The sequence below is a fragment of the Variovorax sp. Soil_C_17 genome (assembly GCF_057657265.1).
In genome coordinates, this window is the sequence record NZ_JBDGIT010000005.1 from 276,340 (window position 1) to 299,461 (window position 23,122).

Sequence of the window (23,122 nt, forward strand, 5' to 3'; positions counted from 1 at the left end):
ACATTCCCCTCCATCCATTGATGATCAAGAGCCTGGCGGCTCCGCCTGCGATCCCTCATGGCCTGCGGACTTGGCGGCGCGGTACACCGTCTGGCCGTCCGGACCGAATGCGCACTCCATTTCGCCGCTGGCCACGAGCGCGGCCAGCGCCTTGCCGACAACGTCTGGCGAACTCCTCGCCGTCCGCGGCAGCCACCAGGCGGCGATGCCCGCGAGCGTGTCGCAGGCCTGCGGATTCGCACGCACGTAGCGGCCCAGGGCCGCCACCACTTCCGTCACCGCCGTCAGGTCGTCGCGCCGGGCATTCAAGTCCACCCCACGAAGTCACGAACGCATCAGCCTGCAGCAAGCGTGCCACCTGCTTGTCAATGGCAAGTGATTGATTCGATTGAGGTTTTTTAAAGATCCCTGGGCTTGGTGTGCGGCCGGATACACAGGCCCCGCATGGTCGTCCGCAGCCGCTGCGTTGGCGGTTTCCGAAGAGCCGCTGTTGCGAATCGGGTGCGTGCCGAGGCGGACACGGGTGTGCTTGCGTCGACATGGGGCCGCGCGAGCGGCGCAAGCTCCCATCCACCAAACAGTGGAGAAGTGCGGGGGAGGGGAAACGGAGGCGGCGCTAAGCGCTACCGAGCGCGCGCGCCTTGACGCCGTATTTCTTGACAAGTCGACTCAGCGAGGCCCGTTCGATGCCGGTCAGCCGTGCGGCCTCGCTGATGTTGCCGGCCGTCCGCGACAGCCAGTCCTCGATGAAGCGGCGCTCGGCTTGGTCGGCGGCTGCGCGCTTGGCCGCGCGCAGCGAATGCGGAGGCGTGGCGGCTGGCACAGCGCAGACGCCAACCTGGGCCAGCTCGGGCGCGCATCGGCGCAGATCGTCGGCGCCGACCTCGGATCCCTGGCAGACCACATGGGCCTTGAGCAGCACGTGCTCCAGCTGGCGCACGTTGCCGGGCCAGTCGTAGGCACGAAGCAGCGCCAGGCCGGGCTCGCCGATGCGGCGCGCCGAGCCGTCGGTCTGTTGCGCCGCCTTGGCCAGCAGGTGCGGCACCAGCAGGGTCAGGTCGTCAAGACGCTCGCGCAGCGGCGGCAGGCTGACGCGGAAGGCATCCAGCCGGTACAGCAGGTCGTCACGGAACGTGCGCGCCGCCGCCTTCTCGTGCAGGTCGACGTTGGAGGCCGCGACGATGCGCACGTCCGCATGATGCAACTGGTTGCCGCCTAGCGCTCGGTAGCTGGAGTCCTGCAGAAAGCGCAGCAGCACGCCCTGGCCACGCGGCGACAGCGCTTCCACTTCATCGAGGAACAGCGTCCCGCCCTCGGCCAGGCGCACCAGGCCCTGGCGCGCCTGGCTGGCGTCGGTGAAGGCGCCGCGGGTGTGGCCGAACAACTCGCTCTCGACCAGTGTGTCGGGCAGCGTCGCACAGTTGACCGGGATGAAGGGGCAATGCCGGCGCTGGCTCTGGTAGTGCACCGCGCGCGCGACCAACTCCTTGCCGGTGCCGGTTTCACCGGCGATCAGCAGCGGCGCGGACCACGCGGCGTAGAGCTTCACGAGCTCCATGGCTTCGCGAAAGGGTGCGCTGCGGCCGACAAGATTCTGCGTCAGCGCCGTACCGGGATGGCCGTCACTATCGGCCTCTGGACAGCCTGCGTTCTGCGTGTATGAAGAGCTGTTTGTGCGCATTCTTCGTCCGTCCTCAACCCGCCGATCGCATGACCTTGGAGAGCACACGCCCTTGCTCTTTGCCATGGCGACATCCCACGTCGCGCGAGATTGCGCTCCCGCACGGCGACCCACCTCCCCGAGCGCTTCTAATCCAGTCGAGCCAGCTGCGAACGCGCCTGAGGCCCGGTGACCGAACCACAGCTTGGATCACCCGGCACTGAGTGGCATGCGCAGCAATGTGTTCGCTCCGATCGAAATGCGGCGCTGCTCCGGTGGACAAGAAAGTGCGCCGCATGCGGCTCAAGACTACCGACACGACTCCCCTCGAAACCAACGAAGGGCGCCCATCATCCGTCTACAGGGCAGAGCGCGCATCTGCCAAACGAACTAGAGACGTGAGTCAGAAGTTTGGCGTCTCCTGCCGAACCCGGGGTTTCAATACTCCAGGAGTGCCACCGAGCCGTGCAACCCGGACCACCGCCGTCCCGCCGAAAGCGTCGATGCCCCGTGAGGGGCATCACCACTCACGGGGCATCGATCTCCCTGACTTCTCAACCAACTTTTCGTCCGGCATCGGGCGATGTGCCCCCGGATTGCATGGTCAGTTGCTTCGCATCTGCCATGCTCAGGTGGGGAGCGCCATCCCGCGACAAGCTCGACCGGCCGCCCTCAGGAAATGGCCGCAGCAGGTGGCGGCCACTTCTCCGATCAATTGACCGGAGCGGCTAAAGTCGTTCAGCACGTAGGTTTCAGGCATGGTGCTCTCCTTCTCAATGGGTTGCAAAATCGCTCGGAGGGGTTGTCGTTTTGTCCCGGCGATGGGTGAATTTTGGACGAGCATTGCCTGGCTGACTACCCGATCAAGGGCCCGCCGAGGCAGGGTGCCATCACCCGTCCTGGATCCCCTTCATTCGTCGGCGGCGAACCCTACCTTCGTCGCGTTGGCCACCGCCCTTGGGAGGGCTGCAGTGGCGGACTGCGCCCGCTAGCATGGAGCCCAATCCTCCTCTCTATGCCCATGACCCGTTACAAGACAATTCTTCTGATCGATGACCATGGCATGGTTCGCGAGGGTGCCGCGCTGTACCTGCGCCTCGTCAATCCCGACCTCGAAATCCTTCACGCCAGATCGCCGACGGAGGGCCTGCAGCAGGTCCGTGACCATCACCCCGATCTCGTATTCCTCGATCTTCGCTTCGAGGACGACCCCGAAGCAGGCAAAGAGCTGCTCAAAACCCTGAAAGCAGGCGACGAGTTCGACGACATTCCTGTCGTGGTCATGACGGGGGAAAGGCTCGATCGCAAAGGGGTCGAGGAGCTCATCGGCATGGGTGCGGCTGGCTATCTGGCCAAGGGGACCGCCGACAGCGCGGAAATATTCAAGCTCGCCTTGATGAACATGGAGGCGGGTGGGGTTTTCATCCACGGCGCCAGAGCAGGTGCCGCAGGCGCGGGCGCAGCGCGCACGCCGACGGTCCGCAGCGGAGCGCAGCTGGGACTGCGGCCCTCCCACTACAGGGTGCTCGCCCGGCACGTTCGAGGCATGCCTTACAAGCGCATTGCTCACGAGCTGGACATCACCGAAGCCACTGTGAAGGAGTACGTGTCCGACATGTGCCGTGATTTCAAGGTCGAGAACGCCAAGGAGTTGATCTACGAGGTGGCGCGGGCCGGCATGGCATTCGAGGACGACGCGATCGTCAAGTCTTCCAAAGGCGACGGCCGAGGTCGATAGTGCGTCGCCAGGCGTGCGATCAGCACCGGTGCGTCAACCGGCTTTCTCAGCACCACCACGCCCGGCTTGTCCCGAAGGGCTTCCGCCGCCGCATCGCCATCCGCGGTAAGCACCAACGCGGGAATCTGCCTTCCGAAGCAGGCGGCCCGCACCATGTCGATGGCGTCGGCGCCGGTTTTCCCACCAGGTAGGCAATAGTCGGTCAGGAGAATGTCAGGCAACCTGTCGGCCTCGGACAGCCGGGTCGCCATGTCCTTTAGGCTGCCCTCGTCCACGACGTAGGCACCTGCGCTCCTGATCAGAGTCGTCAATCCCCGCCGCAGGGATGCGTCGTCCTCGACGACGGCCACCAGAGCGCCGTCCAGGCTCTTGGCTCCGAGGGCATCCGGATCCATGTCTCGGCCTTCGGAGAGCACCGGCGCTGGTGCCGCCAGGAACAACAGCGGAACGTCCACCATGAAGTGCGTCCCTCGGCCAACGATGGAGTGCACACGAACGGTGTGATCGGTCAGGGCGCGCGCGACGATGCTGCGGACGGTGGCCAAGCCCAGTCCGAATCCCTCGTTGCGCTCCCGCTGATGATTGTCCAGTTGCACTCCGGCGTCGAAGATTGCATCCAGCTTGTCGTCGGGGATGCCCGGACCTCTGTCAGCCACATACACCGTCGACATCAGGCCCTGCTGTCGGGATCGCACGAAGATGTCATGGCGCCCCTTGGCCGACCTGGTCGAAAGATGCGCCGGCGTGCACTTGATGGCGTTCGACAGCAGGTTCGACAGCACCCTCGTCAGCAGGCCTGGGTCGGTTTCCACCACGCAGCCCTCGGACGGATACACGAAGCTCAGATCCAGATTTCGCCTGTGCGCCAGTGGCGCGAAGCGCCTGTCCAATTCGCCGAAAATATCGCAAAGCCGGCAAGGCTGCGGGTGCGCAGTGACCCGCCCGGTCTCAAGGTAAGAGTAATCGAGGATTGCATCAAAGGCTCTCGCCAGCGCTCCGATCTCCGCGCGCAGAACATCCAGGTGACCGAGTGCTGCCCCATGTCCTGCATGCAGCGCTTTCATCTCCATGATTGCCAGATCCGCATAGATGACCGCGGATGTCAACGGATGCCGCAGATCGTGAGCCGCCGCGGCCAGGAAGTTGGCCCGCCCATCTTCGCGCAGCGTCAGGCGACGCTGCATGGCGCCCAGCGCCGCCACGGCAGCCTGGGACTGCTCTTCGTAGCGGCGGCGCTCCTCCCGCGCCGTGTCGAGTGCCGCTTCTGTCTTGCGGCGCATCTGCGATTCGTGTCGCAGCGACACGTACACCTGGTGGCCCAGATATAGAACTGTTAGCAGCGCTGCGCCGAAGATGACCAGCTCGTTGTCAGTGCGGCTGCCGCGATGTTCGACATGGGGCAAGTAGGCCGTCAGCACCGCAAGTCCCGCGAGCATCGTCACCACAAGTTTGAAGCGCAGTGGAATGCGGCCTGAAGCCAGCACGGGAATGGCCAGCAGCAGCACTACCGACCACACCTGGGTGATCGCATCGCGCCAAGCGCGCGAGTACTCCGCTTGCGTGAGCACAGTCCCGTTCGGCCGGAACTCCTTCACGTGCGGCAGCAGGAAAGGAAGATGCGCGGGTAGGCTCAGCATCACAAACGCGCCGGCGAGCACAACAAGGAAGCGCGCGCCCCGGGTGGTCTGTTCTTCTTTGCTGGACACCAGCAGCGCCGCTGCCGCGACCAGCAGCGCCGCTGCCAGTGTCGCGAGCTCGCCCGCCAGGAACACGAGCAGCCGATGTTCGTCGCGCACTGGCTGTCCCGCGGCGAGGGCCTGCAGCAGCTCCAGTGTTTGTGAGGTCGTGCGATTGCGCCCGCCCGAACTCAGCAACGCATGCCACTCGAGCGGAAGCGTGACGACCCCGTAGCAGATCAGCAGGAGCGCACCCGTCAGCAGCGCCCGCCGGAAGGGGCGTTTCTCCTCGAGTAAGGCCCGGATTCGCATGGCTAGTTGATCTGCAGCACGTTGCGATAGGCCGGATGTACTTCCCAGCTCATCCCGTCGTCCAGGTTGGTGGCGACCTCGAGCAGGTCCCGGCGCAGATCGTAGGTGATGAACTCGGGCGCCTCCAGGCGCGCCTTCGAGGAATTGTTGCCGTTGATGAAGCCGCACCGGTAGAGAAACTTCGCGATCTGCAGGGGCCGCACATACGGATTGCCGTCCACCGCCGGGACCTTGTCCGCGCCGTGCCTCGCCACGTAGTTCGACTCGATCTGCTTGAGCAGTTCATCCGTGGAGTAGCGCCTGGCGCCGCCGGCGAAGGACTCGATCAAAGCTTGCAGCTCATGCGCACTTCCAAACTGAAAATGATGTTCCTTGTACAGGTCGGACAGCCTGCGCCTGCCAAACTCTCCCATCGCCTGGGTGATGTGCTGAACGGCGATGCGATCCTTGCCCTCGCGCACCGCATTGAGACCCGCCATTCGGCACAACTGAGCAATCCAGCGTGGTCGGCCCCCGCCCAGTATCCTGACCACGTGATCGGGTGGCACCATGGACCTTCCCCACTTCATCTTGTCCGCGAAGGCCAGCCCGATCAGCTCGTCCGCATGGTTCCTCGCCGTCAGCGCACTGGCTGCGGGGTCCTCGGGGTACTTGCGGCAAACATAGGCCAGCACACGCTGCGCAAGCAGGATCTTCTGCTGGCTGCCGCTCCACACGATCTCGATGCGGTATTGTTCGGCCTTGTCCATCTCCTCGCAGTCGGCGAGGCTGGTCCACACGTCGCTGCGTACGGTCGCGCGCACCCTCACGCCTTGCGTCTCATTGGCCAGATATCGCGCAGCCGAAAAGAACGCGGAGATGAAAGCCCGTTGTGCCGGCGAATTGGTATACCTGGCGTCCAGGTCGTCCAGCAGAAACCAGACGGGTCGGCGAAGTCCCTGCTCCCGGTCCAGCCGGCGCAGCAGCTGCTGATGGTTGGGGCTGGGGCGCGGCGTGTTGGTGAGCTCGACGCCGCCTACGTTCACCTTCCCCACCAGTCGGGACACCAAGGAACTGAGCAGGTCCCGCCCCTTGAATCCGGCGATTTCCGCCGACTCCACCAGCGCCATCTGGTTGTCGGACCAAGCGAAGCCGATGTCATGCGCCAGTTCCATGTTGATGGCCCCGCACATGACCTGCTTCCAATAGTTCACGAGGATGTTGTGGTCATCCGAGGCGGGCGGGTCCTTGAGGGCCACGAGTTCGGAGGGAACCAGATGGAGCACCACTGGGCGCTCAGGCCCCGGCTTGCTGCGCAGCTCGTGTGCAAGACGCAGCAGGAGCGCGGATTTCCCAGTGCCCTTGCGCCCGTTGACGATCGACAGATCCCTGTCGCTCAGGAAGGGCCCGAAGGCAGGCTGCTCGACGAAGTACGAGAGCAGCACCGACTCCTCCTCGTCCTCGCCGGCATCGTTGCCAAACAATGACGGATCGCCAAGGTCGATTTTCATTGGTCACCCCGTGGTGCAAGGTGCATGAATTGTCTCGCGTCGGCCCCCGTTCAGAAACCCTCAGTTGGAGGATTCGCTCAATGCTGCACCTGCCTGGCGTACGCCTGCTGCTTGGCCAGATCGTCGTAGACCACCCGACCACCGACGATCGTCTGCGTCGCGACGATTTCCTTGATCTGCTCTTCGGGCACGCTCAGGTAGTCGGCCGACAGCACCACCATGTCCGCGAAGCGCCCGGGTGTGATCGCGCCCTTCGCACTCTCTTCGAAGGTCAAGTACGGTCCGGCATTGGTGTAGAGCCGCAGCGCCTCCTCGCGCGACACTTTCTGGTCGGCGCCGTACACCTTGCCGCGCGGGTCCTTGCGCGTCACCATCAGGTACATGCCGACGAAGGGGTTCAGCAGGTTGACCTCGTTGTCCGTGCCCGCGGCCGTGCCGCCGATGCCGAGCGCGTCGACCAGCTGGCGGGTCGGTACGGCGCGGTTGGCCAGCAGCGGCCCCATGTAGCGCTCCACGGTCGCCGCCTTGTCCCACAAGAAGGCGTTCTGTGCGTCGACCCGCACGTCCAGCTTCTTGGCCTGTGCGATCTGGTCCGGCGCGATGAGGCTGCCGTGCACCACGCTGAAGCGGCGGCCGCGGATTGAAAGGTCCTGATCGGCTGCCGCGTAGGCCTTGAGCGTCAGGTCGACGGCCGCATCGCCCACCGCGTGGGTGTGCACGCGCCAGCCGTGGCGATTCGCCAGCTGCACGTTGCGCAGGTAGGTGGAGGGGTCGACCGCGACCATGCCGTGGTTCTGGGGCTCGTTGGCATAGTTGCTGCGGATGAAGGCCGACTTGAGTGTCATCCCGCCGTCCGATACCAGCTTGATGCCGGCCAACCGCGCCCATGCGTTGCCCTGGTTCTCCTTGTACTTCGCTGCCTTCAAGGTCTTCTCGAACTCCTCTGCGCTGCCCGCGGGAATTCGCCAGAACATGCCGGCGCGGACTGTGGATTGACCGCGCTCGGCGACCGTGAAATAAGCGCGGATCTGCTCCTCGTTGAGTCCAGCGACCACTGTGCTGGTGATGCCCGAGCGGTTGTACACGCGCTGCGCCGCGATGTTCTGCGCCACGCCCTGCTCGAAGGTCGGCGGGGGAACGATTTTCTCGACGATCTGGATAGCGGTCGATTCGAGCACGCCCGTGGGCTCGCCCGTGGCATCGCGGTGAATCTTTCCTCCGACCGGGTCGGGCGTGTGGCGCGTGATGCCGGCGGCTGCCAGGGCTTTGCTGTTGGCCATGGCGAAGTGGCCGACGGTTTGCACGAAGACGGGATGATCGGGAGCGACCGCGTCGATCTCCTGGCGGTTCAGATAGCGCTGCTCCTTCAGCTGCGACGGCGGATGCCAGCGGCTGGTCTGCACCCACTGGCCCGCGGGCACCTTCTTGTCACGAATGAAGTTGCCGATGATGGCCTGGGCCTCGGCCACCGTAGTGGCCTTGATCACCTGGGCGCTGGTCTCCACGGTGCCGGCTCCGTCCATGTGGGTGTGACTGTCCATCAGACCCGGGACCACCGCGCGGCCCCCGAGGTCAACCACGCGCGTGGTCGGGGACGCGAGCTGGCGCATCGCCTCGCTGCTGCCGACGGCGACGAAGCGGCCATCCTTGATGGCGACGCCCTGAGCGATGGAGAAGTCCTGGTCCGCGGTGATGATCTTCCCGTTGACGTAGATCACGTCGGGGTTGGATGACCCTACGTGTGCGCAGCCCGCGAGGGCAAGGCCCGCGGCGAGTGCCGCAGCCGTCCACGCGCGGCGTGTGATTGCGGCGGCGACGGCCCGCATGCGAGATGGGTTCGAGATTCGAGTCACTTCAGCTCCTTCCAGTTGAGTTCAGGAAACCAGGTCCTGGATGCGACGCACAGAGGCGGCGGCCTCCTGCACCACTCTTCGTCCGGCGATGTCCATCGTTCTCATCCTTCTTGTCGTTGAATTGCGCGGAAACGAGGGGGGCTGAGAAAGACTCATCGCGGCAGGCCCTCCGCCCAGCGGGAATACAGGCGATGCAGGACGGACTTCATGCCGTTCGTTCTTGCAGGCAGATCGGCCAGGGTCTGCTCGCGCGACGTCACTGCGGGATGACCGGCGCGAAGCGCCCGGTCCAGCTGCGGTCCGTTGCGCTCCACGGAGAGCGCCACCAGCTGCGGCGTCATCTCCAGGTGACACTGCATGGCCAAGTGGCGCTCATCCATCACGAAGGCCTGGTTCTCGCAGTGCGTGCCGGTGGCGATGCGCTCGGCGCCGGGCGGCAGTTCGAAGGTGTCGGCATGCCACTGGAACACCCGCACGGGCGCACCGGAGGCTTGTCCGAACCATTCCTGCGCCGTCGGCGTGTCGTCCACGGTGATGCAGTTCCATCCGATCTCGGGCTGGGCATTGCGCCGCACGCTGCCGCCCAGCGCCGCTGCCACGATCTGGCTTCCCAGACAGTGGCCGCAGACCGGTAAGCCGGCGGACGCTGCCTCGCGGATCAACGCGATCTCCCGCGCGATCCAGGGAAGCGGATCGTTGGCGCTCATGAAGCCGCCCATGAACACCAGGCCCGAGAACGCGCCGGCATCGGCGGGCACGGGGTCGCCGGCGACGATCCGTATCAGGCGCCAGGGCAACTGCAGCGCGTCCAGGATCGCGGGGACGCTGCCAGGCGCGCCGATCTCGGTGTGCTGGAAGATCGCGACGGGCTTCATGCCGCCGCCACCTGCAGCCGCTCCTGCTGCTGCGCCTGCGGCCCCTCCTCGATGCCGACGCCGAGCAGGCGGTGCAGCAATGCCGCGTCGCGCGCCAGGCCGACGCTGTCGCCCGCGTGCACCAGGGTGCCGCGTTCCAGCACGATGGCCTGCTGCGTCATCGAGAGCGCAAGCACCGGGTGCTGTTCCACCACGATGCAGGCCAGGCCCTCGCGCTCGCCCAGGGCACGGATGGCGCGGGCCAGCTCCTCCACGATAAGAGGCGCCAGTCCTTCCATGGGCTCGTCGAGCAGCAGCAGGCGCGGATTGGTCATGAGCGCACGGCCGATCGCGAGCATCTGCTGTTCGCCGCCCGATAGCTGATTGCCGTAGTTGCCGCGCCGCTCCTTCAGCCGCGGAAAGAGCTCGTAGACGCGCCGCAAGTGCCACGGCCCGCGCCGCGCCACGACGAGAAGGTTCTCTTCCACCGTGAGCGACGGGAACACTTCGCGCTCCTGGGGCACCCAGCCGAGTCCGGCGCGTGCGCGCTGGTGCGGCGCGAGCCGGACGATGTCCTGTCCCAGCCAGCGGATGGCGCCGCCCATCACGCGGGTGTTGCCCATCAGCGTTTCGAGCAGGGTGGTCTTGCCCACCCCGTTGCGTCCCAGGACGGCGAGGCTTCGGCCTTCGTCGAGGGAGAACGAAAGCCGGTCCAGCACCACGGCGTTGCCGTAGCCCGCGGTGAGCGTGTCGAAGGCCAGCAGCTCAGGCATGCACCGCTCCCGAGGACCCGAGGTAGACCTCGCGCACGCGCGCGTCGGCCGCGATGTCGCGCGGCGTGCCTTCGGTCAGCACGCTGCCGGCCACCAGGACCGAGATGCGCCGGGAGAAGCGGAAGACGAGGTCCATGTCGTGCTCGATGAAGAGGATGCTGATGTCATGCGGCAGCTCGGAGATCACTTCGAACAGCTCGCCGCTCTCGTCCTCCGGCACGCCGGCGGCCGGCTCGTCCAGCAGCAGGATGCGGGGCCTGGCCGCCATGGCCAGCGCGATCTCCAGCAGGCGCTGCTTGCCGTAGGCGAGGGCGGCCACCGGCGTATCGGCCAGCGCATCGAGCTTGAGCCGTCCCAGCAGCGCATGGGCTTCGTCGTACACCCGGGTGAGCCGACGCAATGGCCGCCACCAGGTGGAGGCCAGCCCGTCGCGTTCGCAGATCGCCAGCACGATCGAGCTCAGCGGCGTCAGGCTCGGGAACAGCGTGTTGATCTGGAAGGTGCGCGCCAGTCCGATACGGGCCCGGCGGTCGCAGGACAGCGGCGTGATGTCGCGATCACCGAAGTGGATCGTTCCGCTGGTGGGCCGGAGCACGCCGGTCAGCAGGTTGATCAGCGTGGTCTTGCCGGCGCCATTGGGACCGATGAGCGCCTGGCGGGCGCCGGGCTCCAGCGTGAGGTTGACGTCGGTGACGGCGGCGAACGCGCCGAAGCGAACGCCCAGGCCCTGCGTGCGCAGCGACGGGGTGGCCGCGCGTGTCATTGCGGCCCCTTCGTCACGACCAGGCGCGACAACATGCCCATGATGCCGCCACGGCCGAGCATGACCGCGGCGATCAGGAAGATGCCGAGCCAGAACATCCAGAACTGCGGGTTCATGTCGGCGAAGACGTCGTGAACCAGCATGTAGACGATCGCACCGACGATGCCGCCGTACAGCCGGCCGGCTCCGCCCAGCACCAGGATGATGAGGATCTCGGCCGAGCGATTGAAGCCGATCGACTCGATGCCCACGAACTGGGTGGTCTGCGCCAGCAGCGCGCCCGCAACGCCGGCCATCGCCGCCGAGAAGCAGTAGGCCAGGCGCAGCCGCGCTTCCACCGGCGAGCCGATCGCCAGCATGCGTTTGCGGCTGTCGTGGATGCCGCGCAGCGCGAGGCCAAAGGGCGAATGCAGGACGCGCCGCACCAGCTGGAACATGGCAAGCACCACGCCGAAGCTGTAGAAGAAGGCGGTGCGGCCCCACAGGTCGAAGTCGAAGCGGCCGAACACCGGCCACATCTCGATGCCCTGCAGGCCGTCGGTGCCGCCGGTGATGCCGCTGAGGCGGTTGGCCAGCTCGGCCAGCAGCACGCAGACGCCGATGGTGATCATCAGGCGCGTGAGGTCCGCGCCGCGGACCACGAGGTAGCTCAGCAGATAGCCGAGGAGGGCGCAGACGAACAGCGCCAGCAGCAGCCCCGAGAAGGGCTCGGCCCAGCCGTGCTTTGCGAGCAAGCCGGCCGCGTAGGCGCCCATGCCGAAGAAGGCGGCGTGGCCCACGGTGAGGATGCCGGCATAGCCCAGCGCCATGTCCAGCGACACCGCGAACAGGCCGAAGATCAGGATCTGGCTGAGCAGCGTGAGCTTGTCGGGCATCAGCAGCGAGCTGCAAGCCAGCGCCAGCCAGAACAGCGCCTCGAACCAGGGCAGGCGCGCGCGGGGAATGGTCAGCGTTTTCATGCCAGGCCTTTCCGGGGGACGAGGCCGTTGGGGCGCACCAGCAGCATCGCGACCATCACCGCGTAGACCAGGAAGGCGCCGGCGCCGGGCAGGTAGTACTTGCCCGCCACGTCCACGATGCCGACCAGCAGTGCGGCGAGGAAGGGTCCGCTGATGGTGCCCGCGCCGCCGACGCACACGACGATGAGAAAGTAGATGAGGTACTTCAAGGCGAAGGAGGGTTCGAGCCCGAGCAGGCCGAGGCTCAGCGCGCCGCCCAGGCCCGCCAGGCCGCAGCCGAAGGAGAAGGTGAGAAAGAAGAGCCGCTGAACGTGGATGCCGGTTCCGGCGGCCACGCGCTGGTTGTCGACGGCCGCGCGCACCATCGCGCCATAGCGCGTCTTGTTCAGCACGAGCAGCAGGGCCGCCAGCACGGCCAGGCCGCTGGCGACCAGGAAGAGGCGGTAGCGCCCCACCTCCAGCCCGAGCAGGTTCACGCGCCCCTCCAGCGAAGGCGGCAGCGTGAAGGCCCGCATCGACGGCCCGAAGAAGTAGGTGGCGACCGAGATGGCGACGAACACCACGCCGATGGACAGCAGCACCTGGTCGAGCGGATGCGAGCGGTACAGGTGCCGGAAGAAGGCGAACTCCAGCACCGCGCCGATGGCGGCCGCCGCGACGAAGGCCACGGCCAGCGCAGCGAAGAAGCCCAGGCCCGCATGCTGCATCGCCAGGCTGGCGGCATAGCCGCCCACCATCGCGAAGGCGCCGTGGGCGAGGTTGACGAAGTTCATCAGGCCCATCGTGATCGACAGGCCCACGCCGATGAGGAAGAGGAGCATGCCATAGGCCACTCCGTCGAAGAGCACGATCGCCATGGAGGGTGTGTCTCGAAGGTGTTTCGCTGCGGCGCCTCAGCTGCCTTCCTTGGCCGGGTCCTTGACGCGATCGAACTTGTCGAACTCCGCATTGACCAGCTTGCCGCCGGCCTTCTGCGTCTTGCGGATGTAGACCGTCTGGACGATGTCGCGCGTGGCGGAGTCGATCTCGACCGGGCCGCGCGGGCTCTCGAAGGCCAGGCCCTTGAGCGCTGCCATGAGCTTGTCGCCGGTGGCGTCGCCCCGGGTCTTGCCCAGGGCCAGATCGATCGCGGCCATGGCGTCGTAGGCAGTCACGGCGAAGTAGTTGGGACGCATGGTGGTGCCGAACTGGGCCTCGAAGTCCTTCACGAACTTCTGGTTCTTTGCGCTCGGATGCGCATAGGAGTAGTGGTGGCTCGTGACCAGGCCCAGCGCGACGTCGCCGGTCGCTTCGAGGAAGCTGTCGTCGGTGGCTTCGCCGGTGGCGTACAGCTTGATGCCGGCCTCTTCCATGCCGCGCTCCTTCCACACCTTGAGGAAGGCCGGCGGCATGACGCCCGACGGAAAGAAGAAGAACACCGCCTGCGGCTTGCTGTCCTTGATGCGCTGCACGTAGGCCGAGAAGTCGGGGTTGTTCATCGGCGTGCGGACCTCGCCGACCACCTTGCCGCCGCCGGCGGTGAATGCCTTCTTGAAAGCGGTCTCGGCATCCTGGCCCGAGGCGTAGTCGGCCACCACGGTGTAGGCCTCCTTCACGCCCTGCTTGAGCATGTACCGCGCCATCGGGTCGGTGACCTGCTGGACCGTGAACGACAGGCGCGCGATGTAGGGCGAGCTGGTGGTGATGGCCGAGGATGCCGCGTTCATCACGATCGTGGGCACCTTGGCCTGGGTGGCGATGGCGCCGACGGCGTAGGCGTTGGGGCTGAAGTCGAGGCCGGTCAGCACGTTCACCTTGTCGCGCACTACCAGCTCCTGCGCGATGCGCTTGGCGGCATCGGGCGCGGGGCCGGCGGTGTCCTTCTTCACGATCTCGACCGGGCGCCCGGCGATCTTGCCGCCGTGCTCCTTCAGGTAAAGCGCGATGCCGGCATCGAACTGGCGGCCGTAGTCGGCGTAGGGGCCGGAGTAGGTGGCGATCAGGCCGATGCGCAGGGCGTCCTGCGCGTGGGCCGGGGCGATGGCACCGGCGCAGGCCAGCACGGTGGCGCTCAGAAAAACTCTCGTGGACGTCTTCATGGGGAACTCCTGGGTTGGCCGGCGAACCGGCATGGGGGCCTGGGCAGCAAGCGGGGCCGACTTCAGTCGGCTCGGACTTCTGTCTCTTGCTGGATGGACTTGAGATCGACGGACGGGTCCTGCAGCAGCCGTGGCTCGATGCGCGCACGCGCCGCGATCAGCTTGCGGCTGTGCATGTGCTCGGCGGGCCGGTTCACCGAATGCGCGGCGACCAGCGCGCCGCCGCGCAGGTAGAACAGGCTGAAGCGGGCTGACTGCATGTCGCCGCGCAGCACGGCCTCGTCGCCAGGCTGCGGCAGCCCGGCCATCTGCAGCTTCAGATCGTGCTGGTCGCTCCAGAACCACGGCACACCGTCGAAGGGCTGGGGCTTGCCGGCCAGCGCGCTGGCGGCGGCGCGGGCCCCGTCGTTGGCGGCCTGGATGGATTCGAGCCGCATGCGCGCGGGGCCGCCGGGCACGGCCGGCAGCACCGTGTTGGCCACGTCGCCGATGGCGATGACGTCGCCCTCGCTGGTGCGGCCCAGCGCATCGGTGAGGATGCCGTTGTCGCAGGCGATGCGCGCCTGCTGCGCCAGTTCGGTGTTGGGTGTCACGCCGATGCCCAGCACGACCATGTCGCAGCCGATGCGGCTGCCGTCGTCCAGCTCGACGTGCTGCACGCGGCCCGCTTCGCCGATGAGCGCACGCACGCCGCGGCCGAGCATCAGCGCCACGCCGCGCTGGCGGTGCGCATCGGCGAGGTAGTCGGACATCGGCGGAGGAAAACTGCGCGCGAGCAGGCGCGGCTGGCTTTCGACAACCGTCACGGCGGCACCACGGGCGGCCAGTGCCGACGCGACCTCCAGCCCGATGAAGCCGCCGCCGATCACGCAGGCCCGCGTGGCGCGGCCGAGCGCGTCGGAAATGGCGAGCGCGTCGTCGAGGGTGCGCAGGTTGTGGACGCCCGCCAGGTCGGCTCCAGGCACCGGCAGAGCCCGGCAGCGCGCGCCGGTGGCCAGTGCCAGCCAGCCGTAGCGCAGCGTGGCGCCGTCATCCAGCGTCAGCGTGCGTGCAGCGGTGTCCACTGCCGTGGCGCGCCGGCCCGTCTGGAGATCGATGGCGTTGTCGGCAAAGAAACCCGGGCCCCGCAGCGCCAGCGCGTCGACCGAGGTCTTGCCCGTCAGCAGGCCCTTGGAGAGCGGCGGACGCTGGTAGGGCGCGTGGCGCTCCTCGCCCAGCAGCACGATCGGCGCGTCGAAGCCCAGCTCGCGCGCGCTGGCCGCGAGCTGCGTGCCGGCATAGGACGCGCCGACAATGACCAGGGGCGCGGCGGTGCTCATCAGACCTGGCTTTCGGGGATGCGAACCGTCAGGCCGTCGAGCTCGGGCGCGACCGCGATCTGGCAGCTCAGGCGGCTGCCGGGCAGGCGCTCCGAGGCGACGCCGTCGAGCAGTTCGTTCTCCATCTCGTCGGGCGGCGGCAGGCGGCTCATGTCGGCGTCCGCGACGTAGACGTGGCAGGTGGCGCAGGAGCAGCTGCCCCCGCATTCGGCATCGATGCCCCGCACGTTGTGGTGGATGGCGGTCTCCATCACGCTGGCGCCGGCCTTGGCGTCGATGCTGCGCGTGCTGCCGTCCTGCAGGATGTAGTGGATGATGGGCATGCGGCGCCTCAGAACATGTCGAAGTACTCGCGGTGTTCCCACTCGCTGACTTCGAGGTTGAAGCGGGCGATCTCCGCTTCCTTGATGTGGCAGTAGTAGTCGACGAAGCGCGGGCCGAGCTGCTCGGCCAGCACGGTGTCGGCACGCAGGGCCGCCAGCGCGTCGTTCAGCGTGCGCGGAAGCGGGTCGGCCTCGGTCTCGTAGGGCGCGTCGGCCGAGGGGCCGGGGTCGAGCTGCCGGCGCAGGCCGTCCAGGCCGGAGAAGATCTGCGAGGCCAGGTACAGGTAGGGATTGGCCGTCGGCTCGCCCACGCGGTTCTCGATGCGGGTCGCGCTCTGACCGGGGCCGCCGAGCACGCGCAGCATGGCACCGCGGTTGTCGCGCGCCCACGAGGCGCGGTCGGGTGCGAGCGAGAAGGGGCGGTAGCGGCGGTAGCCGTTGATGGTGGGGCTCGCCAGCGCGGCAGCGCCACGGGCATGCGCCTTGAGGCCCGCCAGGTAATGCAGGCCGATGTCGCTCAGGGCCTGGCCTTCCCGCTCGGGCATGAAGGCGTTGCGCCCGTCGGATCGGCGCCGCAGCGACTGGTGAAGGTGCCAGCCGCTGGACATCACGTTCGGAATGCGCGGCCGGCACATGAAGGTGGCGTGGTAGCCGTGGCGCTGGCAGATCTGCTTGATGGCGCTGCGCAGCAGGACCATCGTGTCGGCCGGCACCAGGCCCACGGTGGGGCCGAACACCAGCTCGAACTGGCTGGGGCCGAACTCGATCTCCAGCGAGTGCAGGGGCAGGCCCAGCGCCGCCAGGTTCGCGCGCAGCAGCTCCATGAGCGATTCCACGCGGTCGTAGCGCAGCTCGGTCAAGTACTGGTGGCCCTGGGTGAGCAGCGACACGCGCGGCGGCTCGCCGGGCTGGCCGGCATGGGCGAGGTCGAGGCTGGGATCGTCGAGCTTGAAGACGTGGAACTCGACCTCGAGGCCGGCCACGAATTCAAGGCCCAGCGCATCGAGCCCGGCGAGGGCACGCTGCAGGATCTGGCGCGTGCCGAAGGGGCAGGGGCTGCCGTCTGCGGTGTAGGCGTCGCAGAGGATCCAGCCCGTGCGCGGCGCCCACGGCAGCACGCGGAAGGTCGCCGGGTCGGCGACGACCGTGAAGTCTGCGCCGCCCTGCATGCCGGGGCTGTCGAAGCCGCCGCCGGCCGAGAACACGGGGAACACCGTGCGGTGCGAGGTGTCCTTGGCCAGGAGGGTGGAGGTCAAGTTCACGCCCTCGCGCAGCGCGCCCTTCGCGGCGGAGGCCACCAGGGTCTTGCCGCGCAGCAGGCCGTGCTGATCGGGCCAGGCGAAGCGGACCACGTCGACCTCGCCGGCCTGCAGACGGGCCGTGACCTCGTCGGCCTGCGCGCGCTGTTCGGCCGACCATAGGCCGAAACGTTCGACAAAGCTTTCCATGGCGGCGTGCTCAGGCGGCCAGGCGTGCGCAGGCCCAGTCGGAGCCGCGCCGCCGGGCGAGGTCCGCGTTGTGGCAGTAATCGTCGACCTGGGCATTCGCGGTCACCCCGTCGATGGAGGGCGGGCCGGTCAGTGCACTGGCCTGCGCGGCATCGGGCAGCATGGGCGCCGCCTCGCCGGCCAGCGTGCTGTCGATCGCCTCCAGCAGCATGCGGCGGTAGGCGACGATGCCCTTGTCGGTGGTGCCAAGGTGCTCGCGCGTGCGGTTCTGGATCGGGCCCATCGACTCGCAGGCCCACTGGTCGTGCACGTTGATGTCCATGCCCATGCCGGTGTAGGTCTGGGTCTGCTGTTCTTCCGCGTTGTAGCCGTAGTTGTTGCCCTTGTTCTTGCGCGAGGTGTATGCGGGCAGCTCGATGGTGCCGAGACGCTGGTCGCGCATCTGCTGCTTGTCGACCGGGCCAGTGAAGCTGGTGAAGATTGCGTACCAGTAGCAGTGCGTGTCGTCCACTGGCACATGCCATTGGGAAATCGTCATCTCGCTGCTCATCGGGATGACGAAGGCCTGCGGGAAGACGACGTTGGTCACGCGCACGTGGGTTTGCTCTTCCGACAGCTTGCGCAGCGTGGTGAGCTGCATGCCGTAGGGCGCCTGTGCGATGCGGATCTCGGGACAGTCGTACTCGCGCAGCACCTGGGTGATGGCCATCCGCGAATCCGCCGATGCGCCGCGGAACTGCTTGCCGTAGCTCTCGGAGGTGTCCTCGTCCTCGAAGAAGCGATGCAGGAAGGAGGCGTGCGCGGGGTCGATGCCCACTTCCAGTGCCTGCAACCAGTTGCATTCCCACAGGCCCTTGAAGGCGAAAGTGTGGCTGTCCGGTGCAACGAAGCAGTCGAAGTCGGGGAAGGCCGGCGGCTCGCCCTCGCCGATGTACGCGAACACCACGCCGCTCTTCTCGACGACCGGATACGCCGACTGCTGGATGCGTGTGCACAGCTTGCTGCCGGCCGGCTCGGCCGGGGTTTCCAGGCACTTGCCGCTGGCGTCGAACAGCCAGCCGTGGAAGGCGCAGCGCAGTCCGCCGCTTTCCAACCGGCCGAAGGCGAGGTCGGCGCCGCGGTGAGGGCAGTCGCGATCCAGCATGCCGAGGTTCCCCTGCGGATCGCGGAACAGCACGAAGTCCTGGTCCATGAGCTTCACGGGCTTCAACGGGCGCGGGCCACTCAGCTCTTCCGCCAGGGCCACGGGCTGCCAGTAGCGCCGCAGCAGCTTGCCGGCCGGCTTGTCCAGCCCGACGCGGGTCATGTGGTCATTCTTCTCGACACTGATCATGGGGAAGTCCTCAGGTGACTGTATGGTGTTGCATGCAATGGGATGCATTATTGGATTGAACCGCCTGCCGAGGCAATATGTTGTCGACAAAAAATGCCAAAAATAAAGGGTTTACACCTACATCTTGCCGGGCTGACGCCGTCGGTTGGCTGAAGATGTGAGACCGTATGTATGCAGAGAGCCGCTTGATGCATTCATGAGGTGCAGCAATGCACCATCTCCGTACAATTGAGCGGAATCAATTGCATGCAACACCCATGGACTCCCAACAATCCCGCGTACTGGTTCAGCTGCGAGACATGATCCTCAAAGGCGAATTCGTCCCTGGGGAGCGTCTGGCGGAGATCCCGCTGGCGGACAAGTTGAACGCCTCCCGTACGCCCGTCCGCCTGGCGCTCGGCAGTCTGGAGCACGAAGGTCTGATCGAGCCTTCGCCGGCCGGCGGCTACCAGATGCGGCGCTTCACCTCGCAGGAAATCGCCGATGCAATCCGTGTGCGCGGCGTGATCGAAGGCTTCGCGGCCCGGTTGCTGGCGGAGGAGGGCGCGCAGCGCCAATTGCTGCGCGACCTGCACGAATGTCTCGACGACGGTGACAAAGCCGTCAACAAGCCGCAGATGGAGTTGGACGACTACGCGGCCTATGTCGAGATGAACGACAACTTCCACCGCCTGATCATCGAAGGGTGCGGCAATTCGACGCTCAGGCGGATCATGGAAACACTCGTCGGACAGCCCTTCGCCTCGCCCAGCGCGATGCTGCCGATGCAGTCGTCGATGAAGGAGGGCCAGCAATGGATGCAGCAGGCGCACCGCCAACACCATGCGCTGGTGCAGGCGATCGAGCGTGGCCAGGGTTCGCGCGCCCAGGCGCTGGGCGAGGAGCACGTGGAGATTGCTCGCATGAATTTGGAGTACGCCTTAGAGCGGCCGGAGCTGGCTGCCGAAGTAATGCCGGGCATGCGGCTGGTGGCGGTTAACCGCCGCGGGTAGGCCGCACAGGCGGCGCCAGCACCGCCGCTCAAGCGCAGATGAAGAAGGGACTGCTCCAGGCGAGCTGACCGTTGAGCTGCTGCGCTTTTGGGGACTCGCTTGGCCCTATTGGCGACGACCGACCACCTTCACTGGGCGAAGTTCGCATCCAAGAAATCGATCAGATCGAGAGTGACATTGGCCTTCTGCGTCAGATTGGTATAGCCAAAGGCTCCTCGCACAACGCATGACCTTCTCATCTGCGCGACCAATGCCGAGAACTCCGCCTTGGCGAAGCTCTTGCCTTCAAAGGTCGAGCGCCCGTCGGGCTCGACGACAACTTTGCAGGTCTGGAGATTTTCTACCCGAGGATCACGCACCATGCGAGTGATGATTGGCTCTCCGTCGAAGCCGCTTGCAGTGCCTGGATAGACCTTGCTGGCCACCTTGCCGCCGGCGGCGGCAAACTCGGCGACTATCTCCTGGCAAGCCTGCACGCCGTTGAGGCTGTCCTTTTCGGCAAGTCCAACGAACACGACAGCCAGCGGCTTGGGTGCGCGTGGACGCAGCAGACAGGATGGCGTTACTGCCATGGCGAGCGCGAAGCTTCTGTCGCCCTCCGGGGGGCCGAAGGCGCGGTCTGCAGCCATGAGTGCAATTGCGCCACCTCTCCCGGCACCCATGATGGCAATTCGGTCCGGCCTGTATCCCGCTTCGATCAGAGCTCTTCTTGCCGCGTAGGCATCGCCCAATTGATCGAACATCGAAACCGCCGAGGTGTCGGTCCCCGTGTTCGTCACGCCGCGTGGGGCATAGGTGTCGATGACCAGCACCGCGAAGCCGGCTGAGCTCATGGAGCGGGCATAGTGGCCCTCGCGGTTATTGCTCCAGCCATAGCTCCCGTTGACGATCACGACAGCGCCTCTAGTTGCACCTGCAGGCTTGTAAAGGACGCTCGGAATCAGCAGGTTGCCACCACCTTCCACGTTCGACTTGAACGTCATCGGTGTGCCCCCCTGCGGCAAGGCGAGGGCGGTCGCTGCGGGACCCCACGGATTCGCATGGGAGTGCGAAGGCGCACCCTGGTTGTTGAGTGCCTGAGCCCAGCCCTCCGTTGCATGAAAGAGAGGACAAAGCAAGGAAATGGCAAACGCCCGAAGTGCCAGGCGTGTGCAATACGAGCGTGTTGTATTCATCGCTTGCCCTCTGGAAGCCCCGCCTTGCGCAGGCCGTCGATCAATCGTGCGCGCTGCGCCAGGAAGCCGGGATCGCTCGACGGGTAGTTCAACTCGACATAGGCCATGTTGCTGAGCGGCAGCATCTGCCGATGACGCGCCATGTTCGCCTTGGCGGAGGCCGCGCGTCCATGGAGCGCGTCGATCGCTGCCAGCATCAGGTAGGGCCTGCCATTGTTCGGTGATTCCGCAGTCCAGTTGCGCAATATCTCGTAAGCCTCGGCATCGCGCTGCTGCGCGAAGGCGAGATCGGCCCGGGTTTGATTGAGCCATTGGTGCTGCCTTGCGAGAATGGGGCGAAGCTCGAAAACCTGCTCGAGGTGCTGGCCGGCCTCGGCGTACCGGCCCTGCCGAACCAGCGCGCTGGCAAATCGCAAATGGGCCGTCTGGTCATCTGGATTGGTCTCAAGCGCTCGCTTCCACATCCAGAACGATTCTTCCGGCTTTTGGCGCAGCATGAGCATTTCCGCCCAGGCCGCAAGTATCTGCGGATGGTCCGGACCCAAGTCGAGTCCGCGCTTGAGCACCTGCTCGGCCATGTCCAACTTTTCTAGCGGCGCGGCGCTGTAGAAATAGTAGAACTCCATGAGATGGATTGCCCCGAGGCCGCTCAGTGCATCAAGCGAGTTCGGATCGCTGCGTGCGGCAAACTCAAAGCGACTGAGCGCGCTGCGGAGATCGTCCGCACCGCCCCGATCCACATCGCGCCAGGCGAGCACGATGGCGTCCACCGGGTCCTTTTCGCGGCCCGGAAGCCTGGCTCGCGTTGTTTCGATCTCAACATAGCGCGCTTTGAGAAAAGACGTCACCTGCTGTGCATAGCGTCCACGCGCCGATTCGTCCTCTGCCTTGAAATCTGCTTGGAACAGGCGATAGACAGCGCCGGTCGCGATCTCGGTCAAGTTGGTGGCTACGCGCGCGGCATCGCCAGCCTGGGTGATTCGGCCATTGAGCACGAACTTTACGTGCTGCTCGGCGCCGATGCGCTCGAACTCCGGGGCGGCCGGATTCTGCTGCCCCACAGCGCTGCGATGGATGACACGCATGCCATTGCGATGCAACTGGCTTCCGATTGCATCGGCGAGGTCGTCACCGAGCGAGGCCACATTCCCATTCACGCGCCTGTCACCAAATGCCAGCACGGCCACCGCACGCCGAGCGACAACTTCCTCGTCGATGTTCACTGACGGAACATCCGGCTGCCACCATAAAGCGGCCGCGCCTGCCGCCAGGGCAACGGCGACGAACGCGCTGCCTACCAGCGAAAGGCGCCATCGTGCTCGAGAGGGGGGCTCGGATGGCGCGCTCTCGAGTTCGGACCGAGCCTTGTCCGAAGAAAGCGCCGCAGAAGTCGCGGCCCTCTGCGGGTTCGCTGCCAAAGATGCTGGCTGGCTCGCCTCGCGGACCAGGACGCGAAACGCCCTGATAGGTTTGACGATGTTCTTGACCGCGTGCTCGCCAAGATCCTCGAATTCTGCATGCGTCCGATACGCCGCAGTCTCTTCGATGGCGTGCGATACCAGCACACCACCGGGCTCGGACAGCGCCTGTAGGCGCGCAGCGATGTTGACGCCATCACCATAGACCGTGCCATCCATCTTTTCAACGATGTCTCCAAGATGGATGCCAATCCGGAAAAGAAGGCGCCTGTCATGAGGAAGCTGTTCGGCCCGGCTCACCAGTTCCGATTGAATCCGGATCGCCGCCCGCACAGCGCCTGCGGAAGTGTCGAAAACGGCCAGGACCGAATCACCTGACGTATCGACAATGCGCCCGTCCTCGGCCTCGACATGACAGCGAAACGACCCGCGGGCAGATTCCAAGGCCTGCAACGTTCCGACGTCGTCTTCCGCCATCAGCCGAGAGTAACTCGCCGCGTCCGCTGCCAAGATGGCAAGGAGCCGGTGTCGGACGAGCTTTGTCATTTCCGCCTGCCGCGGGCGACCCTCTCATGGAAGAATGGCCCCATTCTCAGCGCTAACCGCTCGTTTGAACAGCGCATTCCCCCCTTAGAGACTGAACACACTCCACAGCGCCAGCGATCGCCTTCCATGGGGAAGGCTGGTAGGCTTGGAGTTGGTGTCCCCACAAGAGCTTCTGATGGGGTTTGTAAGGAGTAGGCGTAGCGTGCCAGTTTCGGACTTGGCCGCAAATAGCTGTGAACTGGCGCGCCTGCTTCCAATGACCTGGCGGATTCGGCCCTGGTTCGTCTTCATCGGCGGAGAAGTAGCCAAACAAGACGGCGTTCAGTTCATCAATCTGTCGCAGCACTGGTTTGCCAGCTTGAGCCACCTGCGCAGCGTCACCGACAACTGGCGCGAGGACTACAACCATCGC

The 23,122-nt window shown here is 66.0% G+C and carries 20 protein-coding genes and 1 pseudogene; 3 read left to right on the top strand and 18 right to left on the bottom strand.

The annotated features are described in order from the left end of the window. Positions 1-24: 24 nt before the first annotated feature. From AC3A6Y_RS24075 to AC3A6Y_RS24085, 3 genes are all read right to left on the bottom strand, one after another. Positions 25-315 (bottom strand): hypothetical protein, encoded by a 291-nt coding sequence (locus tag AC3A6Y_RS24075; protein ID WP_487870763.1) that lies wholly within the window; start codon positions 313-315, stop codon positions 25-27. A 301-nt stretch (positions 316-616) separates the two neighbouring features. Next, positions 617-1,681: a sigma 54-interacting transcriptional regulator gene (locus AC3A6Y_RS24080; protein WP_487870764.1), complete on the bottom strand. Its 1,065-nt coding sequence runs from the start codon at positions 1,679-1,681 to the stop codon at positions 617-619. 607 nt (positions 1,682-2,288) lie between these two features. Beyond that, positions 2,289-2,420, bottom strand: a complete 132-nt coding sequence (locus AC3A6Y_RS24085) for a hypothetical protein (RefSeq protein ID WP_487870765.1) — start codon at positions 2,418-2,420, stop codon at positions 2,289-2,291. A gap of 261 nt (positions 2,421-2,681) precedes the next feature. Here AC3A6Y_RS24085 and AC3A6Y_RS24090 point away from each other — a divergent pair, with 261 nt between their 5' ends. Continuing rightward, a complete protein-coding gene (locus AC3A6Y_RS24090) occupies positions 2,682-3,398 on the top strand; it encodes a response regulator (RefSeq protein ID WP_487870766.1) in 717 nt (238 codons plus the stop codon). On the opposite strand, the gene AC3A6Y_RS24095 is transcribed toward AC3A6Y_RS24090, so the two are convergent. The 13 genes from AC3A6Y_RS24095 to AC3A6Y_RS24155 form a co-directional block, all read right to left on the bottom strand. Continuing rightward, positions 3,317-5,386, bottom strand: coding sequence for a sensor histidine kinase (locus AC3A6Y_RS24095; protein WP_487870767.1), 2,070 nt, complete (start codon positions 5,384-5,386; stop codon positions 3,317-3,319). The genes AC3A6Y_RS24090 and AC3A6Y_RS24095 overlap by 82 nt on opposite strands. Before the next feature lie 2 nt (positions 5,387-5,388). Beyond that, positions 5,389-6,876, bottom strand: coding sequence for a P-loop ATPase, Sll1717 family (locus AC3A6Y_RS24100; RefSeq protein ID WP_487870768.1), 1,488 nt, complete (start codon positions 6,874-6,876; stop codon positions 5,389-5,391). 77 nt (positions 6,877-6,953) lie between these two features. Further along, positions 6,954-8,594 carry an amidohydrolase gene (locus tag AC3A6Y_RS24105; protein ID WP_487870769.1) on the bottom strand — a complete coding sequence of 547 codons (1,641 nt, stop codon included), beginning with the start codon at positions 8,592-8,594 and terminating at the stop codon, positions 6,954-6,956. Between the two features lie 287 nt (positions 8,595-8,881). After that, positions 8,882-9,604 carry a type 1 glutamine amidotransferase gene (locus AC3A6Y_RS24110; RefSeq protein WP_487870770.1) on the bottom strand — a complete coding sequence of 241 codons (723 nt, stop codon included), beginning with the start codon at positions 9,602-9,604 and terminating at the stop codon, positions 8,882-8,884. After that, complete coding sequence (locus tag AC3A6Y_RS24115) at positions 9,601-10,356, bottom strand: ABC transporter ATP-binding protein (protein ID WP_487870771.1); 756 nt, start codon at positions 10,354-10,356, stop codon at positions 9,601-9,603. The genes AC3A6Y_RS24110 and AC3A6Y_RS24115 overlap by 4 nt, the downstream gene beginning before the upstream one ends. Further along, a complete protein-coding gene (locus tag AC3A6Y_RS24120; RefSeq protein WP_487870772.1) occupies positions 10,349-11,119 on the bottom strand; it encodes an ABC transporter ATP-binding protein in 771 nt (256 codons plus the stop codon). The genes AC3A6Y_RS24115 and AC3A6Y_RS24120 overlap by 8 nt, the downstream gene beginning before the upstream one ends. Beyond that, positions 11,116-12,078, bottom strand: coding sequence for a branched-chain amino acid ABC transporter permease (locus AC3A6Y_RS24125; RefSeq protein WP_487870773.1), 963 nt, complete (start codon positions 12,076-12,078; stop codon positions 11,116-11,118). The genes AC3A6Y_RS24120 and AC3A6Y_RS24125 overlap by 4 nt, the downstream gene beginning before the upstream one ends. Beyond that, positions 12,075-12,935, bottom strand: coding sequence for a branched-chain amino acid ABC transporter permease (locus tag AC3A6Y_RS24130; RefSeq protein WP_487870774.1), 861 nt, complete (start codon positions 12,933-12,935; stop codon positions 12,075-12,077). Before AC3A6Y_RS24130 ends, AC3A6Y_RS24125 begins: the two co-directional genes overlap by 4 nt. A 36-nt stretch (positions 12,936-12,971) precedes the next feature. Then, the gene (locus AC3A6Y_RS24135) at positions 12,972-14,156 is read right to left on the bottom strand and encodes an ABC transporter substrate-binding protein (protein WP_487870775.1); all 1,185 of its coding nucleotides are present in this window, start codon (positions 14,154-14,156) and stop codon (positions 12,972-12,974) included. Between the two features lie 62 nt (positions 14,157-14,218). After that, positions 14,219-15,475, bottom strand: a complete 1,257-nt coding sequence (locus AC3A6Y_RS24140; RefSeq protein WP_487870776.1) for an NAD(P)/FAD-dependent oxidoreductase — start codon at positions 15,473-15,475, stop codon at positions 14,219-14,221. Continuing rightward, a complete protein-coding gene (locus AC3A6Y_RS24145; protein ID WP_487870777.1) occupies positions 15,475-15,798 on the bottom strand; it encodes a 2Fe-2S iron-sulfur cluster-binding protein in 324 nt (107 codons plus the stop codon). Before AC3A6Y_RS24145 ends, AC3A6Y_RS24140 begins: the two co-directional genes overlap by 1 nt. Before the next feature lie 8 nt (positions 15,799-15,806). After that, on the bottom strand, positions 15,807-17,246 hold the full coding sequence (locus AC3A6Y_RS24150) for a glutamine synthetase family protein (protein ID WP_487870778.1): 1,440 nt from the start codon (positions 17,244-17,246) through the stop codon (positions 15,807-15,809). Positions 17,247-17,256: 10 nt separating this feature from the next. After that, positions 17,257-18,579 carry a Rieske 2Fe-2S domain-containing protein gene (locus AC3A6Y_RS24155; RefSeq protein WP_487870779.1) on the bottom strand — a complete coding sequence of 441 codons (1,323 nt, stop codon included), beginning with the start codon at positions 18,577-18,579 and terminating at the stop codon, positions 17,257-17,259. Between the two features lie 257 nt (positions 18,580-18,836). Between AC3A6Y_RS24155 and AC3A6Y_RS24160 the strand changes: the two genes are divergently transcribed. Then, positions 18,837-19,571, top strand: a complete 735-nt coding sequence (locus AC3A6Y_RS24160) for a GntR family transcriptional regulator (protein ID WP_487870780.1) — start codon at positions 18,837-18,839, stop codon at positions 19,569-19,571. A 128-nt stretch (positions 19,572-19,699) separates the two neighbouring features. Here the strand turns inward: AC3A6Y_RS24160 and AC3A6Y_RS24165 are convergent, their stop codons facing one another. Continuing rightward, entirely contained in the window at positions 19,700-20,554 is an 855-nt protein-coding gene (locus tag AC3A6Y_RS24165; RefSeq protein WP_487870781.1) for a dienelactone hydrolase family protein, read from the bottom strand. Positions 20,555-20,742: 188 nt separating this feature from the next. Continuing rightward, positions 20,743-22,710, bottom strand: a complete 1,968-nt coding sequence (locus AC3A6Y_RS24170; protein ID WP_487870782.1) for a tetratricopeptide repeat protein — start codon at positions 22,708-22,710, stop codon at positions 20,743-20,745. 256 nt (positions 22,711-22,966) lie between these two features. On the opposite strand from AC3A6Y_RS24170, the pseudogene AC3A6Y_RS24175 reads away from it, so the two are divergent. Beyond that, a pseudogene (locus tag AC3A6Y_RS24175) lies at positions 22,967-23,092 on the top strand (hypothetical protein); the annotation flags it as partial. Positions 23,093-23,122: the final 30 nt, after the last annotated feature.